At 40.3% G+C, this 18,683-nt stretch carries 16 protein-coding genes and 1 pseudogene; 16 read left to right on the forward strand and 1 reads right to left on the reverse strand.

What is annotated here, in order from left to right; translation table 11 throughout:
* Positions 1-63: 63 nt before the first annotated feature.
* From ACPC57_RS00720 to galE, 8 genes and pseudogenes are all read left to right on the forward strand, one after another.
* Positions 64-1,638, forward strand: a complete 1,575-nt coding sequence (locus tag ACPC57_RS00720) for a recombinase family protein (protein WP_434066091.1) — start codon at positions 64-66, stop codon at positions 1,636-1,638.
* Positions 1,638-3,257, forward strand: a complete 1,620-nt coding sequence (locus ACPC57_RS00725; protein WP_434066092.1) for a recombinase family protein — start codon at positions 1,638-1,640, stop codon at positions 3,255-3,257. Before ACPC57_RS00720 ends, ACPC57_RS00725 begins: the two co-directional genes overlap by 1 nt.
* On the forward strand, positions 3,250-4,689 hold the full coding sequence (locus ACPC57_RS00730; RefSeq protein ID WP_115265871.1) for a recombinase family protein: 1,440 nt from the start codon (positions 3,250-3,252) through the stop codon (positions 4,687-4,689). The genes ACPC57_RS00725 and ACPC57_RS00730 overlap by 8 nt, the downstream gene beginning before the upstream one ends.
* A 110-nt stretch (positions 4,690-4,799) precedes the next feature.
* Positions 4,800-5,129 (forward strand): annotated as a pseudogene (locus ACPC57_RS00735) (NUDIX domain-containing protein); the annotation flags it as partial.
* A gap of 9 nt (positions 5,130-5,138) precedes the next feature.
* On the forward strand, positions 5,139-5,912 hold the full coding sequence (locus ACPC57_RS00740) for a TIGR01457 family HAD-type hydrolase (RefSeq protein WP_217374926.1): 774 nt from the start codon (positions 5,139-5,141) through the stop codon (positions 5,910-5,912).
* A complete protein-coding gene (locus ACPC57_RS00745) occupies positions 5,902-6,534 on the forward strand; it encodes a TIGR01906 family membrane protein (RefSeq protein ID WP_217374927.1) in 633 nt (210 codons plus the stop codon). The genes ACPC57_RS00740 and ACPC57_RS00745 overlap by 11 nt, the downstream gene beginning before the upstream one ends.
* Positions 6,535-6,634: 100 nt before the next feature.
* Complete coding sequence (gene rpsU, locus ACPC57_RS00750) at positions 6,635-6,811, forward strand: 30S ribosomal protein S21 (RefSeq protein WP_000048054.1); 177 nt, start codon at positions 6,635-6,637, stop codon at positions 6,809-6,811.
* Between the two features lie 114 nt (positions 6,812-6,925).
* A complete protein-coding gene (gene galE / locus ACPC57_RS00755) occupies positions 6,926-7,939 on the forward strand; it encodes a UDP-glucose 4-epimerase GalE (RefSeq protein WP_217374928.1) in 1,014 nt (337 codons plus the stop codon).
* A 102-nt stretch (positions 7,940-8,041) separates the two neighbouring features.
* Here the strand turns inward: galE and mscL are convergent, their stop codons facing one another.
* A complete protein-coding gene (gene mscL, locus ACPC57_RS00760; RefSeq protein WP_434065983.1) occupies positions 8,042-8,407 on the reverse strand; it encodes a large conductance mechanosensitive channel protein MscL in 366 nt (121 codons plus the stop codon).
* 161 nt (positions 8,408-8,568) lie between these two features.
* Here mscL and dnaG point away from each other — a divergent pair, with 161 nt between their 5' ends.
* The 8 genes from dnaG (at position 8,569) to aguA (ending at position 18,666) form a co-directional block, all read left to right on the forward strand.
* On the forward strand, positions 8,569-10,356 hold the full coding sequence (gene dnaG / locus ACPC57_RS00765; protein WP_217374930.1) for a DNA primase: 1,788 nt from the start codon (positions 8,569-8,571) through the stop codon (positions 10,354-10,356).
* A gap of 2 nt (positions 10,357-10,358) precedes the next feature.
* Positions 10,359-11,477 carry an RNA polymerase sigma factor RpoD gene (rpoD, locus tag ACPC57_RS00770; protein ID WP_217374931.1) on the forward strand — a complete coding sequence of 373 codons (1,119 nt, stop codon included), beginning with the start codon at positions 10,359-10,361 and terminating at the stop codon, positions 11,475-11,477.
* A gap of 541 nt (positions 11,478-12,018) precedes the next feature.
* Positions 12,019-12,342, forward strand: a complete 324-nt coding sequence (locus tag ACPC57_RS00775) for a metal-sulfur cluster assembly factor (RefSeq protein WP_024392443.1) — start codon at positions 12,019-12,021, stop codon at positions 12,340-12,342.
* A gap of 528 nt (positions 12,343-12,870) precedes the next feature.
* Positions 12,871-14,319 (forward strand): aminotransferase class I/II-fold pyridoxal phosphate-dependent enzyme, encoded by a 1,449-nt coding sequence (locus ACPC57_RS00780; RefSeq protein ID WP_434066093.1) that lies wholly within the window; start codon positions 12,871-12,873, stop codon positions 14,317-14,319.
* Between the two features lie 2 nt (positions 14,320-14,321).
* Positions 14,322-15,182, forward strand: coding sequence for a polyamine aminopropyltransferase (gene speE, locus ACPC57_RS00785; RefSeq protein WP_434066094.1), 861 nt, complete (start codon positions 14,322-14,324; stop codon positions 15,180-15,182).
* A complete protein-coding gene (locus ACPC57_RS00790; protein ID WP_024396263.1) occupies positions 15,179-16,438 on the forward strand; it encodes a saccharopine dehydrogenase family protein in 1,260 nt (419 codons plus the stop codon). Before speE ends, ACPC57_RS00790 begins: the two co-directional genes overlap by 4 nt.
* Positions 16,439-17,566, forward strand: coding sequence for a carboxynorspermidine decarboxylase (nspC, locus tag ACPC57_RS00795; protein WP_434066095.1), 1,128 nt, complete (start codon positions 16,439-16,441; stop codon positions 17,564-17,566).
* Complete coding sequence (gene aguA, locus ACPC57_RS00800; RefSeq protein WP_434066096.1) at positions 17,563-18,666, forward strand: agmatine deiminase; 1,104 nt, start codon at positions 17,563-17,565, stop codon at positions 18,664-18,666. Before nspC ends, aguA begins: the two co-directional genes overlap by 4 nt.
* Positions 18,667-18,683: the final 17 nt, after the last annotated feature.

The raw sequence follows: 18,683 nt of genomic DNA on the forward strand, positions 1-18,683 counted from the left end.
ATAGAATAGTAGAACCTCAATCCTTAATCGGTAAGCACCTAAACACTGATTAAGGAGATAAACATGACACAAGCCTGTATTTATTTACGCCTGTCACGAGATGATGGGGATAATGTGGAAAGCAATTCCATCATCAACCAACGCTCACTTTTGAGAGATTATGCCAGAAATCATGATTTCACGATTTTAGAAGAATTTATGGATGATGGTATTAGTGGCTTAACCTTTAACCGCCCTGACTTTAACCGTATGATGGCAATGGTAAATGATAAGACAATTGATACTATTATTGTTAAGGACTTGTCTCGCTTCGGTCGTGACTATATTGAGACTGGGAAATACCTTCAGCGAATTTTTCCTGCTATGGGAGTTAGGTTTATCTCGGTCAATGACCACTATGATAGTATGACCGCAGACACCAATGAAACACATTTGGTTATGCCTATAAAAAGTCTTATTAACGATAGTTACTGTCGAGATATTTCAACCAAAGTTAGAAGTACCCAAAAAGCTAAACGGCAAAAGGGCGAGTTTATTGGAGCTTTTGCCCCTTATGGCTATCGCAAAGATGACAAGCAACGGAATCATCTAGTGGTTGATGAGAATGTACGCCCTACTATTGAGAAAATCTTTGCTCTTAAACTAGAGGGATATTCGTCAAACGCTATTGCAGGCTTTCTTAACCAGGCAGGGATAGAGACTCCCTTGCAACGTAAGAAAGCCTGTCAGGAAAAGATTAAAGTTTTTTATGGCCATTGCCATAAGTGGAACACCAAAATGGTCAACCGTATTTTGACCAACCGTGTCTATACTGGTACCTTGGAACAAGGTAAACAGACCAAACTTAATTACAAGTCGCAAAAATCTGTAGCTGTCAATCCAGAAGATTGGGTGCGAGTGGAAGATACCCATGAAGCCATTATTTCAAAAAGTACCTTTGCTATTGCGAATAACCTCTTACTCAGGGATGTTAAGCACGGGAAGAAGCTGCCTGACCTTTTTGCAGGATTATTATTTTGCAGCGACTGTCAGGCTCAGCTTGTACAACGAAAACTTCGCTATAAGGACAAAGAGACTGTTCAATATATTTGTAGCACCTACAATAATGGACGAGGATGTAGCCGTCATGCAATTAAACAAGAGAGATTACTAGACTTAGTATTGACCTTTATTCATCAATACCTTGACTGGAAGTCTTATCTGATTAAAGCAGTTCCTGATTATTTGAACCAAGAACAGTTTTTGGAAGTTGATTTTACTTCTTTGCTTGCGAATCGCAAGAAGTATGAACAGTTGCTCCAGTCCTTGTATTTGGATTTAGACGACGGTTTGATTAATGATACAGAATACCAAGAGTTTCAGCGAAGCTATCGTCAAAAGCTAAAACAGATTGAGGACACCATCATTCAAAAGAAAGCACTAGCTCAAACCCTGTATGACAAACTTCAGGATAAGGAACGGTGGTTAAATCAGTTGAGTGAAATCCAAAAAGATAAAGAACTCAATCGTCTCACTTTAGTGACCTTACTTGACCGGATTGTCATTCATGAGAATCAGGAGTTGACCTTGGTATTTCATGATGTGGCAGAACTAGAAGTCCTCCAGCAGTTTTCTCATAGAGAGACGGAGGTGATCTAATGGCACGTACCAAGAACCGCTACCGCAAGGAAACGATAATAGAAGAGGTATCACTTCAAACTTATCGTACAGGCATTTACATTCGCCTATCCAAAGAACGTACTGAAACCTGGAGAAACAAGTCGCAGTCCTTAGAGACACAAGAAAGTCTAGCTAGAGCCTTTGCCAAGGAGAAAGGGTTAACTGTAACCAAGTGTTACATCGACTATGAATATTCTGGAACAACCTTTAATCGACCTGCCTACCAGGACATGATGGAAGATATCAAAAAAGGGATTATCAACTGTATCTTGATTCGGGACTTATCCCGTTTGGGTCGAAACTACATTGAGATGGGACGACTGATTGATAAAGTATTCCCCTTTTTGGGAGTTCGTCTTATTTCAATCAATGACAACTTAGACACACTCAACGGATTAGAAGATAAGAAATCCTTTGAGGTGGAAATTAATAATTTGGTCAACGACTTATACTCTAAGGATATTTCAAAGAAAGTTATGACTTATCATATTCAGCAGGCTAGTCAAGGGTACTATATTGGAACTTCTGCTCCGTATGGGTATCGCATTGACCGCAATGAAGCTGGTGCAAGGTTAGTCATAGATAATCAGGTTAGGCCAATTTTAGAGTTTGTTTTTCAAGAGGCAATCGAAGGTAAATCCATGCCTCAGATTACTGCTGAATTGAATCGTAGAGAAATTGCTGTACCTCATTCCTACCGTAAGACAGGTCAATTATATAGAAGTGAGCAGGATACGAAAAGATGGCAAGCAGGAAATTTACTTCGTCTGATTAAGATGCCTTTTTACAGGGGAGACCTTGTTCAGCGAACACGAAACAAATCCTTATCTGAAGATGACTATATCTATTTTGAAAATGCACAGGAAGCCTATATCAGCAAAGATGACTACGAAAAAATTCTTCAGTATTCTGCTAGTCGTAAGTCTGTTAAAAAGACTGACCGAGTAAAAACTCCAAATCGCTATAAAGGTTTGATTTATGGCAAAACCAAATCAACTCAAATGGTTCGAAAGCGTCGCCATTTTTCAAATAATAAGTCTGATTATGATTACTATTACTTTATGGACTATCACTATGATTCAGAGACAGCTGAGAGAAAAACCGTTTATATCAGTGAAAATGCTCTGGATAAGATAGTAGTAGAGCTGATACAATCAGAAATGAAGCGTTTAGGTACAGTTGAGACTTTATTGCCTCGACTTGAATCTAAAAAGGAGAATTGCCTAAAGATATATCAAAAGCAGCTGAGGGGTCATCAAGGTTCAATAGTACAATGGAATGCTGAACTAAGCGATCTTTACGCAGCGTTCAGTCTTAACCGGTCTAAGCGAGAAGACTATCTTTCCAAAAAGAAAGAAATAAACTCAAAAATCAAAACCATTTCACAAGAATTAGCCCAATGTGAAACTTCAATAAAGCAGATTGAGGAGGAGCACAGTAAGCAGGTGAATTGGGTTAGACATCTAGCCAAGAGTAGCAATCAAGCAGTTTTAACGGCAGAACTCTTAAATGCTTTAATAGAACGGATTGAAGTTGATGTGGACAAAACAGTCACAGTAACTTTTAACTGTCGGATCGGGGGGGACAAGCATGACTAAAATCGCTCTATACCTCCGCTTGTCAGTTGATGAGGCTAATACAGATGAAAGCAACTCAATTACTCATCAACGGTACTTATTAAACCATTTTCTTAACCAAGAACCTAAGTTCAAGAACTGGGAACGTTTGGAGTTTGTGGACGATGGTTTTTCGGGCACCAGTCTTAACCGTCCAGCCTTTAAACGCATGATGGCTGATGTTAAGGCTGGAACTATCCGTAATATCATCGTCAAGGATTTGTCTCGATTTATGCGTGACTATTTGGAATTGGGAAACTATTTGGAGAATATCTTTCCTTTTCTCGGAGTTCGATTTATTGCTCTCAACGACCATTATGATAGCCTGGTGTCTGAACATAATGGACTGGATATTGATGTGCCCTTTAGAAACTTACTCAATGATTTCTACGCCAAAGATGTTTCTGAAAAAGTCAAGAGTGCAATGAACAGTATGAAACGATCTGGGAAGAACATGAGTTGGTTACCACCGTTTGGTTATATCAAGGACCCAAATGACCGATTTAAGATTATCATTGATGAGGAAGTCGCTCCAATTGTGAGACGAATTTTTAGACTTTGCATTGAGGGAATGGGAACTCAAAAAATAGCGATGTTACTTAATAGTGAACAGACGATTACTCCAGCTGAGAGGAAAATGCAGGTTAGTCAAGCAAGGTATACAAAATCAATTATCATTACTGCCGAACAAAAGAGGAATGTATGGACGAGAAGTGGTATTCTCCAAATACTCAAAAATGAAGCCTATAAGGGGACATACCTGTTTAATACTAGAACAACGGTAAATGGTAAGCAGATTCGGCGGCCTGAATCAGAGTGGGAACGTCTTGACAATAATCATGAGGCAATTGTATCAAGTGAGGACTTTGACAAAGCTCAACGATCACTTGCCTCTCGCATTAGTGGGCCGAAAAATCAGACTTGCAACCAGCCAGAAGAAGTTTTATTACGAGGCTTAGTTATCTGTGAACATTGCGGGCATCGTCTCCTTCGATATAGCCACTATAACAACTATGATTATTTTTATTGTCGTTACTGTAGAAGTCAAGGCCAGACCATGAAGTCCTGTCGGATAGATAGAATAGAAGAGGCTATCGAGAAAGAATTAAAGTCTCGGTTGCCGAAGAACTCTCCAAAGCTATCAAAAACGAATCTTATAAGAGAAGCTGAACGGCTGAAAACTCAAAAGGTTTCTCATTTTCAAGACTATAAAGAGGGCTTGATGACAAGAGAAACTTACATGGAAAAACGTCAGAACTTAGATAATTCTATAATGGAAATAGAAGAACAATTAAAGGTAGTTGGTAGGGAAAATATAGCATTTGACAAAAAAATGACCAGGGAAGTGGTTGACACTCATATCGAGAGGATTGTCGTCAATGGCCAAGGTTCTTTTACAGTTGTCTATAGATAATCTAATGAGAGACTTGTGTAATAGCGAGTCTCTTTCTTAAAAAGTAGCTTTGTGGTATAATAAGGGTGTTTTCAGTGTAGAAAAATAGTGTCATTTACTTGACATAAGAGGGTTGGTGTGACGTAGATCAATCGGTTAAGGATAATGTGATTAAAGAAGTAAAAGAAGAAGCGGGACTCGAGGTTGAAGCAAAACGCGTTGTGGCGATTTTGGACAAACATAAGAATAATCCAACCAAGTCTGCACACCGTGTAACAAAGGTATTTATTCTTTGCAAGGTTATTGGTGGGGAATTTCAACCAAATTTGGAAACAATCGGCTCAGCTTATTTTGAACTTGACGACTTGCCACAGCTATCTTTAGGGAGAAATACACCAGAACAAATAGCCCTTTGTTTTGAAGCTTGTCATGCCGAACATTGGGAAACACGATTTGATTAAGGAGGAAAAATGACGTACCAAGGATACTTGATTGATTTAGATGGGACAATTTATGAAGGGAAAAAGCGCATACCAGCTGGGGAACGATTTGTACATCGATTGCAGGAACGACAAATTCCCTATTTATTTGTGACCAATAATACCACCCGCAGACCTGAAACGATACAGGCCATGCTGGCTGAGCAATTCAATATTGTGACGCCACTCGAAACCATCTACACTGCAAGTCTTGCTACCATCGACTATATGAATGATTTGGGTAAAGACAAGACCGTTTATGTAATCGGTGAAGATGGGCTAAAATCAGCTATTTATGAGGCAGGTTACGTTGAGGATACAAATAATCCTGCCTATGTCGTTGTTGGGCTAGACACTGATTTGACTTATGAAAAACTCACGATTGCTACATTAGCGATCCAAAAAGGAGCAACCTTTATTGGCACCAATCCAGATTTGAATATTCCAACTGAGCGTGGGCATTTACCGGGAGCAGGTTCATTATTGGCGCTATTAGAAGCTGCAACTCGGATCAAACCAGCCATCATTGGAAAACCAAAATCCATCATTATGGATAAGGCCTTGGAGATACTGGGAACTGAAAAGAGTCAGACAATTATGGTTGGTGACAATTATTTGACAGATATTCGGGCAGGTATTGATAATGGTTTTTCAACCCTTTTGGTACTTACTGGTTTTACGAAGCCAGAAGAAGTAGCTCATTTACCAATTGCGCCAACCCATGTGTTGAATAGTTTAGATGAATGGAGCTTTGATGAAAACTAAACTACAAGTATTCGGAACGGTTTTATTTGTGCTGTCGGGTGCAATCCTTGCTACCATTTATTTGGCATGGCTAGTTTTTCCTGTTGAAATTTCTTATCTAGGGCTGGAAAAAATCGTCTATATGAAATCGGCAGACATCTCATATAATTTCAATATTTTGATGAACTATTTAACCAATCCATTTCAGACAGTTTTAGACATGCCTAACTTTTCTTCCTCAGTTGATGGTCTCAAACATTTCGCTGATGTGAAAAAACTATTTCATTTAGCGCAAGGTGTGTTTGTTCTAAGTTTTCCCGCTTTTTTCTTGTTTATCAAACAGATTCTTTTAAAAGGCCATGGCTGGTTGGTTCAAAAAACCTTCTTGTGGATGATGCTTGCACCGGTTGTCATCGGCTTAATGGGGCTTCTTATGGGATTTGACCAATTCTTTGTTCTTTTTCATACGGTCCTTTTTCCTGGCGATTCTACTTGGTTATTTGATCCAGTCAAGGATCCTGTCATTTATATTTTACCTGAGGAATTTTTCTTGCATTGCTTTATTTTATTTTTTGTTCTTTACGAAGTGTTCTTCTGGGCAATGCTTGCGTGGTCTCGAAAAAGCAATCGATTGGCAAGTTGACCTAGGACAGGTTTTTATGATTTAAAATCAAAAAAGATTGACAAACGGATGCATTCATAGTAGAATGATAAAGACTTTGAAATTGAGGGGAGTGAAAAAAATGTCAAAAACAGTAGTACGCAAGAACGAATCACTTGATGATGCTCTTCGTCGTTTCAAACGTGCGGTTACTAAAGCTGGTACTCTTCAAGAAACACGTAAACGTGAATTCTACGAAAAACCATCTGTAAAACGTAAACGTAAATCAGAAGCAGCTCGCAAGCGCAAAAAATTCTAATTGAATTTAAAACAGCTTTAGGGCTGTTTTTTATTTACATTTTACCTTATCTAACTTATAATAGGTATGTAGAATTGAGTCAAGTCATTTTGTTCATGAAAAAAGGAGTCTTGCATGAGTATTTTAGTAACAGGTGGTGCTGGGTATATTGGTAGCCATACAGTTGTTGAATTGATAAAATTGGGCAAAGAGGTTGTCATTGTTGATAATCTTTCTAATTCAAGTATTCTGGTTTTGGATCGTATTGAGGAGATTACAGGAAAGAGACCGACTTTTTATGAATTGGATGTAGCTGATAAGGCGGCTCTCCGTTCGGTTTTTGAAAAAGAATCGATTGAAGCAGCAATCCATTTTGCAGGATACAAGGCTGTTGGTGAGTCTGTAGAAAAACCAGTAATGTATTATGAAAATAATATCATGTCAACGCTTGCTCTGGTAGAGGTGATGGCTGAATTTGGAGTTAAGAAAATTGTCTTTTCATCCAGTGCTACTGTATATGGATTGAACAATCCATCACCATTGGTGGAAAATATGCCAACAAGTGCGACTAACCCTTATGGTTATACAAAGGTGATGTTGGAACAGATTTTGCGCGATCTCGAAGTTTCTGATAAAGAATGGAGTGTTGCTCTTCTTCGTTATTTCAACCCAATTGGTGCTCATGAATCAGGATTGATTGGTGAAGATCCTGCTGGTATTCCAAACAACCTTATGCCATTTATTGCACAAGTAGCTGTTGGTAAACGGGCAGAGTTGAGTGTATTTGGGAATGACTATGATACTGTAGATGGTACAGGTGTTCGTGACTACATTCACGTAGTTGACTTAGCACTTGGGCACATTAAAGCACTTGAAAAGATTTCGGATACGACAGGTGTATATACTTATAATTTAGGTTCAGGACAAGGAACAAGTGTATTAGAACTCGTACAAGCATTTGAAAAGGTAAATGGAGTTAAGGTACCTTATAAAATTGTTGATCGTCGTCCTGGGGATGTAGCAACTTGTTATGCAAATGCTGACAAGGCTCTGGCTGAACTCAATTGGAAAACCGAAAAAACAATTGAAGATATGTGCCGAGACACATGGAATTGGCAATCTAAAAATCCAAATGGTTATAAGGGTTAATGTTGATTTTTAAAAATATAAAGGTGTGCGCGTAGTGCTCACATCTTCTTTTTTGGGTAACAAAAAAAAGACAGGTGATTCACCTGTCTCTCCAATCAAGAATTATTTCTTCAATAAATCACGGATTTCAGTAAGCAATTCTTCCTGAGTTGGTCCAGAAGGAGCTGGTTTTTCAACTTTTTTAGGGAAAGCTTTTTCTGCAGCTTTAACAATGAAGAAGAGGATAGTGCCAATGATGAGGAAGTTGATTACTGCGCTCAAGAAGTTACCATAAGTAACACCATTCCAGCTCAATTCTGAAATTTTATCTGCACCTGCAGCTTTTAATGCTGGAGTTAACAACAAAGGTGTGATTAAATCAGCTACCAATGAGTCAATGATGGATTTGAATGCAGCACCGAAGATAACTGCGACTGCAAGGTCAATAACATTGCGTTTGAACAAAAATGCTTTTAAATTTTTTAACATATCCTAAATATGTCCTTTCATAAATATTTTACTTTTCTATTATAATCGCTTTTCTTTTTTTTACAATTATAACGACTTGATAGTTTTACTTTTCAAGAAATTTATTATACAATAAAGAATGTTAAAATGTGCAGATTCCCTGAATTTTATGGAGGTAACCGATGTTAGCAAAAGAAAAAATAAATGAGCTTAAGCAATCGGTTAACATTGTAGATATTATTGGTGAATCGGTTGCGCTTACCAAAGCGGGGCGTAATTATTTAGGTTTGTGTCCTTTTCATGGGGAAAAAACACCTTCTTTTAACGTAGTTGAAGATAAGCAATTTTATCATTGTTTCGGTTGTGGTAAATCAGGAGATGTTTTTAAATTTATTGAGGAGTTTCGTGGCGTTTCATTTGCTGATGCCGTGGCAATTATTGCTGAAAAAGCTGGTTTTCAAACTGAATTCATCCCCACTAATCAGCAGGCGCAATCAAGACAGCATCCCCATCAGGTTCTTTTTGATATACACAAGGATGCCGCAAAATTTTACCATGCCTTCTTAATGACGACGAAGATGGGTGAAGAGGCAAGGAGATACTTGCATCAACGTGGTTTGACTGATGAAGTGATTCAAACTTTTCAAATCGGTCTCTCACCACATGAGCAAAATATCCTTTATCAAAAATTATCAGCAGAGTACAATGAGGCAAACTTACTACAGTCGGGCTTATTTAACCCAAGTGAAGGCGAAATGATCTACGATGCGTTTCAAGGGCGTATTATTTTTCCTTTGAGTGATGAATATGGTCGAGTTATCGCATTCTCGGGTCGTATTTGGACGAAAAAAGACCAAGAAAATAAGCAACTAGCCAAGTATAAAAACTCTCGCAGCACGCCGATTTTTAATAAGAGCTATGAGCTGTATCATTTGGATCAGGCTAAGGCTACTATCAAAAAGCAACGGGAAGTGTATCTAATGGAAGGTTTCTTGGATGTCATTGCGGCGCATCGGGCTGGTATCGAAAATGCCGTTGCTTCCATGGGAACATCATTGACACAAGAGCATGTTGGTCACCTTTCTAAATTTTGTAAAAAAGTTGTCCTTACATACGATGGAGATAAAGCTGGCCAGGCTGCAACCATGAAAGCACTGGATGAATTGCAAAATTTTCAGATAGATATTGTGAAGCTTCCTGATAATATGGACCCGGATGAATTTTTACAGAAGAATTCTCCAGAGGCACTGCAACAGATATTGGAAAAATCAAGGATGAGTGATGTTGAGTTTTTAATTCAGTACCTCAAACCTGAAAATCCTGATAACTTGCAGATGCAAATTGAATTTGTTGATAAGATTGCACCGATTATTGCAAAAACACCATCCATTACTGCTCAAAATTCTTATATATACAAAGTGGCAGATTTATTGTCTGATTTTGACTACACACAAGTTGAGTTAGCGGTCAACAATGCACGACTGCAACAACGGCAGACAAGAGTTGGTAGAGGAAATGAGCAAGTTGTTCCAAGAAAGCTGTTTCCTGAACAACCTTTCCTTCGTACTACAAGTCTTATTCGGACAGAGAACCATTTATTATATAGGATGGTTAAACACGCTTATATTTTAAATGAATTTCGACTAAGAGATGATTTTTATTTTGTTACACCAGAACTTCAAGTTATTTATGAAACATTGCGTGAACAGGGCGAAATTACAAGTTATGAATTGTCTCAAATGGATGCCTCGGTTCAACAAGCCTGGTATCGGATGCTGGAAGAACGTTTGCCAGAAGAAGTTGCTCAGGGTGAAATAGAAGAATTGGAGAATAAGCGAGATAAGGAGCTTTTAAAAAAAGAAAATCAATTAATTTCACGAAATATTCGTGAATACTCTCATATGGGAAATAGTGATGTTGCACTTAATGAGTTGCAACAGTTGCTGGATAAAAGAAAACTAATGGAGTAAGCATGACAAATAATAAAGATAAAAAAACTGAAGTAACAACCTTTGACATCCAAGTTGCAGAATTTATTCGCAACCATAAGAAGCAAGGGTCTGCTGCCGACGATGAGATCAATGACCAATTAGTCATTCCCTTTACATTGGATGCGGATGGTATTGACGATTTGCTTCAGCGTATTCAAGATGCCGGAATTGCGATTGTTGATAAAGAAGGTAATCCATCGGCACGGGCATTACGAGTTGAAGAAGAACCAGAATTATCTGACGAAGAATTGCTAGGAAGTAATTCGGCAAAAGTAAATGATCCTGTTCGGATGTATTTGAAAGAGATTGGTGTTGTTCCACTTTTGACCAACGAAGAGGAACAGGAATTAGCCTTGGCAGTAGAAGCTGGTGATCCAGAAGCAAAACAACGTCTGGCAGAAGCTAACCTACGTTTAGTTGTTTCTATTGCGAAGCGATATGTTGGTCGTGGTATGCAGTTTCTTGATTTGATCCAAGAAGGAAATATGGGCTTGATGAAAGCCGTTGACAAATTTGATTACTCAAAAGGATTCAAATTTTCAACATATGCGACATGGTGGATCCGTCAGGCCATTACTCGTGCTATCGCAGATCAGGCTCGTACCATTCGTATTCCAGTACATATGGTGGAAACAATCAACAAATTGGTCCGTGAACAACGTAATCTTCTCCAAGAATTAGGTCAAGATCCGACTCCGGAACAAATTGCAGAACGTATGGACATGACACCTGAAAAAGTTCGTGAAATTCTTAAGATTGCGCAAGAGCCTGTTTCACTTGAAACACCTATTGGTGAAGAGGATGATAGCCATTTAGGAGATTTTATTGAAGACGAAGTCATTGAAAATCCTGTTGACTACACCACACGTGTCGTACTACGTGAGCAACTAGATGAGGTATTGGATACTCTTACTGATCGTGAAGAAAACGTATTGCGTCTTCGTTTTGGTTTAGATGATGGTAAAATGCGCACGTTAGAAGATGTTGGTAAGGTCTTTAACGTAACCCGTGAACGCATCCGCCAAATTGAAGCCAAAGCCCTTCGCAAACTCCGCCACCCATCCCGCAGTAAACCACTCAGAGACTTTATTGAGGATTGATTTTGTCTGGGAGACAAAATCAACCGCTCGCCGAAAACAGGAAACGAGCGAAGGTACTGCGTACCTTTCTAACACCTGCTTGAAAATAAGAGAGCAGGCTAATTTGCGGGGGAGGTTTTGACACAAACTTCGTTTGTTTCATCTCCAACCTTCAACAGTCTCCCAGACTGTTGAAGCCTGCCCAGAAATAAGAAAGCAGGCAAGGTTCAGTGATTTGTTTTGACGGGAGTGGGAAAGGACTCAACCATTCATAGAAGGGTTCGTCAACAATTTTTCGTTTTAAGTTGTTGAGCTGAAACAGTCTATCCCCAGACTTCAATTTATGTGAGCTGACTGCCGTCAGCTTATATCTCCAACTTTAAAAGGTCTCCCAGACCTTTTAAACTCCCACCCCCGCACAGCTCCAACAGTCCTATTCCCCGCTAACTATTTGATATAAAGAACGAATAATTTATTTTCCTATTATAGCCAAGTTTTGGGAAGATAATTAACAAGTAAAATTTCATTGCATTTTTAACATTAGAAAGAGAGTGATTGAAAAATGGCGTATACAGAAGATCAAATTAAAGATATCCAGGAGCGTATTTTTCAAGCTCTTGAAGATGTGATTGACCCTGAACTAGGGATAGATATTATCAATCTAGGACTAATTTATGAAATTCGTTTTATTGATGGCAAAGCTGAAATTGATATGACTTTGACCACAATGGGCTGTCCCTTAGCTGATTTGATTACAGATCAAATACATGATGTTTTAAAAGATGTCCCAGAAGTGACTGAAGTGGATGTGAGACTTGTCTGGTCACCGGCTTGGACTGTTCAAAAAATGAGTCGTTATGCTCGTATTGCATTAGGAATTAAGTAATATAAATATGTGATGGTTTCGAACGTTCGAAACCATTTTTTAAAGAATGTTTGTTGTTTTTGAATAAAATATTACAAATTCTACTTGTCAAAGGACTATTTCCGTGTTACAATAAACAGGCCTAGGAAAAGTAGCGATACCTATTCTAGCAAATATCAGACCTATATGGGACAGAAAATTGTCATAACCAAAGCCTACGGACAGGCGGGTCGAATGCCGAAGCGTGGCGAAAGCCACATTATTGATTGAGTTAAAAGCTCAAATTTTATAAGTTGATTTTAGGATTTACCCTAATTCTTACATCAAATTTTAGTGTGGTGAAAGCACACGTCATCTTGTGAAACGGTCAATAAAGTACGTATATATTTGCACTGGAGAGTAGGAAACGGTAGGCACATAAACTCAAGAGAAGAATAAAAAACGTCAATAACGATTGTAGAGCAGGATTTTACCCTGCTCTTTTTACATGTTTAAAAAGGGCAAAGATAAGATGTTGTACTATAAGTAAAAGCAAAGGAGTTTTTCTACATGAAAAATCAACACCAGGCCCCTATTTATGAGGGATTGGTTAAATTAAGACGCAAACGGATAGTTCCTTTTGATGTTCCGGGTCATAAACGGGGACGCGGAAATGCAGAGCTTGTTGAGCTTCTAGGTGAAAAGTGTGTTGGCATTGATGTCAATTCCATGAAACCCTTAGATAATTTAGGGCATCCTGTTTCGATCATTCGTGAAGCAGAAGAATTGGCAGCAGAAGCTTTTGGGGCCAGTCATGCTTTTCTTATGGTTGGAGGAACTACGTCTTCTGTCCAGACCATGATTTTAGCAACATGTAAGGCAGGGGATAAAATTATCCTTCCTCGGAATGTTCATAAATCTGCCTTGAATGCTTTGGTTTTATGTGGGGCTATTCCTGTTTATGTTGATATGACCGTTCAGCCAAGGATTGGAATTGCTCTTGGACTGGAGAACGACGCTTTTGCACGGGCGATTGTTGAGCATCCAGATGCAGTTGCAGTTTTGATAAATAATCCAACTTATTATGGTATTTGTTCAGATGTTAAAACTCTCACTGAGATGGCCCATAAAGCTGGTATGAAAGTTCTAGTAGATGAGGCTCATGGGGCTCACTTGCATTTTTCTGATCAACTTCCTTTATCCGCTATGGCTGCTGGTGCCGATATGGCTGCTGTTTCCATGCATAAATCAGGTGGTAGTTTGACACAGAGTTCCCTTTTGTTGGTAGGTTCTGAAATGAATGTTGAATATGTTCGTCAAATTATCAACTTAACTCAGTCTACCTCAGCATCTTACTTACTCTTGTCTAGCTTAGATATTTCAAGGAGAAATCTAGCTCTCCGTGGGAAAGAGTCTTTTGAAAAAGTCATTGAAATGGCTGAATATGCCCGTAGAGAAATCAATGCAATTGGTGGTTATTATGCCTATTCAAAAGAATTGATTGATGGACAGTCTGTGTATGATTTTGATGTGACGAAACTTTCTATTTACACACAAGGCATTGGCTTAACTGGTATCGAAGTCTACGATCTTCTGCGAGATGAATACGATATTCAGATTGAATTTGGTGATATTGGAAATATCTTGGCATATATTTCAATTGGTGACCGTTTGCAAGATATTGAGCGGTTGGTGGGTGCTTTAGCGGATATTAAGCGCTTGTATTCACGTGATGGTTCTGATTTAATTTCAGGGGAATACATCCAGCCTCAATTGGTCTTATCCCCTCAGCAAGCATTTTATGCAGAACGTGACAGTCTCTCGCTACAAGATGCTGTTGGACAGGTTTGTGGGGAATTTGTTATGTGCTACCCGCCTGGCATTCCGCTTTTGGCACCAGGTGAACGAGTGACCCAAGAAATTGTAAATTATATTATTTTTGCCAAGGAACGTGGCTGTTCTGTTCAAGGAACAGAGGATCCAGATGTTAATTTTATCAATGTTATTAAGGAGAAATAGGCATGGAAATGTGGTTTTCAGAAGTTCAAACACCTGATGTAAAATTGTCCATTCGCACCAGTCAACAACTTTATGCTGGAAAAAGCGAATACCAAGATATAGCAGTGTTGGACTCGCCAGCCTTTGGAAAAATATTAACCCTTAATGGTCGTGTTTTATTCTCGGATGCAGATGACTTTGTCTACAATGAGATGGCAGTACATGTACCAATGGCAGTTCATCCAAATCCTAAGAAAATCTTGATTTTAGGTGGTGGAGATGGTGGAGTTGCTCAAGTTCTCAGTATGTATCCTGAAATAAAACACATTGATGTAGTAGAGCCAGATGAGTTGTTGGTTGAAGTGTGTCGTCAGTATTTCCCAGACTATGCATCAGGACTTGAAGATGAGCGTGTAGAGGTTTATTTGCAGGACAGCCTGCGGTTCTTGCGCAATTGTGAAAATGAATATGACATTATCATCAATGATGCGACAGATCCATTTGGACACACGGAAGGGTTGTTTACCAAGGAATTTTACGGTAATGCATACAGGGCTTTGAAGGAAGATGGCATTATGGTCTACCAACATGGTTCGCCATTTTATGATGAGGATGAGTCGGCTTTTCGTTCCATGCATCGCAAGGCTAGTCAATCATTTCCAATTAGTCGTGTCTATCAAGCCCATATTCCAACTTCAGCTGCAGGTTATTGGTTATTTGGATTTGCTTCTAAAAAATACCATCCAATTGAAGATTATGATAAGGAAAAATGGAAAGCGCGCGAGCTTTTTACAGAATATTATACAGCTAACCTTCATGTGGGAGCATTTCTCTTGCCCCGCTATGTAGAAGACATTTTAGAAGAGGAGGAGAAAAGAAAATGAGTCGTTTATTAGTCATTGGTTGCGGTGGCGTAGCCCAGGTTGCCATCAGCAAGGTGTGTCAGGCAGAAGATACTTTCAAGGAGGTCATGATTGCCAGCCGTACCAAGTCCAAGTGTGATGATTTGAAGGCTGCCTTAGAAGGAAAAACTTCGGTAAAAATCGAAACTGCACAAGTGGATGCGGACAAGGTAGAAGAAGTGATTGCCTTGATTGAAAGCTACCAGCCAAAAGCCGTTTTAAACGTTGCCCTCCCATACCAAGATTTGACCATTATGGACGCTTGTTTGGCGACTGGTGTGGACTACATTGATACAGCCAATTATGAAAGTGAAGATACTGAAAATCCTGAATGGCGTGCTATTTACGAAAAACGTTGTGAAGAAGAAGGATTTACAGCCTACTTTGATTACTCATGGCAGTGGGCTTATAAGGAGCGTTTTGAAAAAGCAGGGCTGACAGCGCTTTTGGGATCCGGGTTTGATCCAGGTGTGACCAGTGTATTTTCTGCTTACGCATTGAAACACTATTTCGATGAAATCCACTATATAGATATCTTAGATTGTAATGGGGGAGACCATGGTTACCCATTTGCGACCAACTTTAACCCTGAAATCAACTTGCGTGAGGTTTCAGCACCTGGTTCCTACTGGGAAAATGGCAAATGGGTGGAAGTTGAAGCCATGTCTATCAAGCGAGAATATGATTTCCCAGAAGTGGGTCAGAAAGATATGTATCTTCTCCACCATGAAGAAATTGAATCCCTAGCTAAAAACATTCCAGGTGTGAAGCGGATTCGCTTCTTTATGACTTTCGGTCAATCCTACTTGACTCATATGAAATGCTTGGAAAATGTTGGTCTCTTGCGGACTGACCCAATCAACTTTAATGGACAAGAAGTAGTGCCTATACAATTCCTCAAAGCCCTCTTGCCTGATCCAGCCAGCCTTGGTCCACGTACTGTTGGGAAAACCAACATCGGCTGTATTTTCACAGGGGTCAAAGACGGTGTGGAGAAGACCATCTACATCTATAACGTATGTGACCACCAAGAGTGCTATAAGGAAGTGGGTTCACAGGCTATTTCTTACACAACTGGTGTTCCTGCTATGATTGGAACTAAGCTTGTCATGGACGGAACTTGGAAAAAACCAGGTGTATACAACTTGGAAGAATTGGATCCAGATCCATTTATGGACTTGCTCAATCAATACGGATTACCTTGGCAAGTAGTAGAAAATCCAGTTTTGGTGGACTAGATGAGAATTGATCAAGTCCCAACACCAGCTTATGTCATTGATGAAGCTAAGCTGGTCAACAATTTAGAAATTCTCAAGTCGGTCCAAGAGCGAACAGGCTGTAAGGTCCTTTTGGCCCAAAAAGCCTTCTCCATGTATGCCACCTATCCGCTCATCAGCCAATACCTAGCTGGAACAACTGCATCAGGCCTCTATGAAGCCAAGCTGGGTCGTGAGGAGTTTGGGGGCGAAGTCCATGTCTTTGCTCCAGCCTTCAAGGATGCGGATTTGGAGGAGATTTTGGAGATTGCGGACCATATCGTCTTTAACTCAGAGCGCCAACTCCGCAAGCACGTGGACAAATGCCGAGCAGTTGGAGTCAGTGTTGGCCTGCGGATTAATCCAGAGTGCTCCACCCAAGGTGACCATGCCCTCTATGATCCCTGCGCAGCAGGTTCTCGCTTCGGTGTTCGTATTGACCAGTTTTCAGAAGACCTGCTGGACTTGGTGGATGGTCTGCATTTCCATACACTCTGTGAGCAAAATTCGGATGATTTGAAAACGACCTTGGATGCTGTTGAGGCCAAATTCGGTCCCTATCTACACCGTATTAAATGGCTCAATATGGGCGGAGGCCATCATGTGACCAGAGAAGATTATGATCTAGAATTGCTGATTTCCTCTATCCAGCACATGCAGGAAACCTATGGATTAGAAGTCTACATTGAGCCTGGTGAAGCCATTGCCCTCAATGCGGGTTATTTGGTGACAGAAGTTTTAGATATCATTGAAAATGGTATTGAAACGCTAGTGTTAGACGCATCAGCCACCTGCCATATGCCTGATGTCTTGGAAATGCCCTATCGCCCACCGCTTCGTCATGGCTTTGAGGCAGGTGAAAAGACCTATACATACAGACTATCTTCCAATACCTGCCTGACGGGCGACATCATTGGCGATTATTCCTTTGAAAAACCTGTGGAGATTGGCGACAAGCTCTACTTTGAAGATATGGCTATTTATTCCTTTGTAAAAAACAATACCTTCAATGGCATTGGTCTGCCAAGTCTGGTCTTGATGGACAAGACTGGTGACTGCCGAATTGTTAAGAGTTTTGGATATGAAGATTTCAAAGGGAGGTTGTCATGATAGAAAGTCCAAAAGCGGCTGGCTACCGCATGCCTGCTGAGTATGAGCCCCATCATGGTACCCTCATGGTGTGGCCGACTCGCCCAGGATCCTGGCCCTTTGATGGTCAGGGGGCGAAAAAAGCCTTTAGCCAGGTCATTAAAACCATTGCTGAAAGCGAGCAGGTCTATCTCTTGGTGGATGAGGTACACCGTGAGGAGGCTCAATCCATGTTGGGGGCTAACATCACATACCTGGACATCCCCACCAACGATGCTTGGGCGCGTGACACAGGTCCGACGGTTTTGGTCCATGAAAATGGCAGAGCCTTGTCTATCGATTGGGCCTTTAACGCTTGGGGCGGAAACTATGATGGTCTTTATCAGGACTATGAGTCAGATGATCAGGTGGCTAGTCGATTTAGTCAAGCCATCGGTCTGCCAGTCCACGATGCCCATCCCTTTGTCCTAGAAGGCGGAGCCATCCATAGCGACGGTGAGGGAACCATCTTGGTGACAGAATCCTGTTTACTAAGCCCAGGCCGCAACCCTCATCTAACCAAGGACCAGATTGAGCAGGTGCTTCTAGATAGTCTAGGTGCTGAAAAGGTTCTCTGGCTTCCATACGGAATTTTCAATGATGAAACCAATGAACATGTGGACAATGTTGCGGCCTTTGTTGGTCCAGCTGAGATAGTTTTAGCCTGGACAGATGATGAGGCAGACCCCCAATATGCCATGTCCAAGGCTGATTTGGACTACTTGGAAGAGCAAGTAGATGCTAAGGGCAGAAAGTTTACCGTACATAAACTGCCTATTCCAAAACATCCTATTCTAGTAACAGAAGAGGATTTGCCAGGCTATGTCTATGAAGAAGGGGAAGAAGAACGGACTGCTGGCGAACGCTTGGCAGCTTCCTATGTGAATTTTTACGTCAGCAACGGTGCGGTATTAGTGCCTCAGTTTGATGATGAGCATGACGCTCATGCACTGCATCTCCTAGCGCAGCTTTTTCCAATCAGAAAAGTCGTCGGCATACCAGCCCGCGACATCCTGCTAGGAGGTGGAAATATTCACTGTATCACCCAGCAAATCCCACTTTATGGTGCTAAATGTCCCTGATACGACGTCGTTGAATT

It is taken from the genome of Streptococcus sp. VTCC 12886 (assembly GCF_049893425.1).
Lineage (GTDB): Bacteria > Bacillota > Bacilli > Lactobacillales > Streptococcaceae > Streptococcus > Streptococcus suis_AA.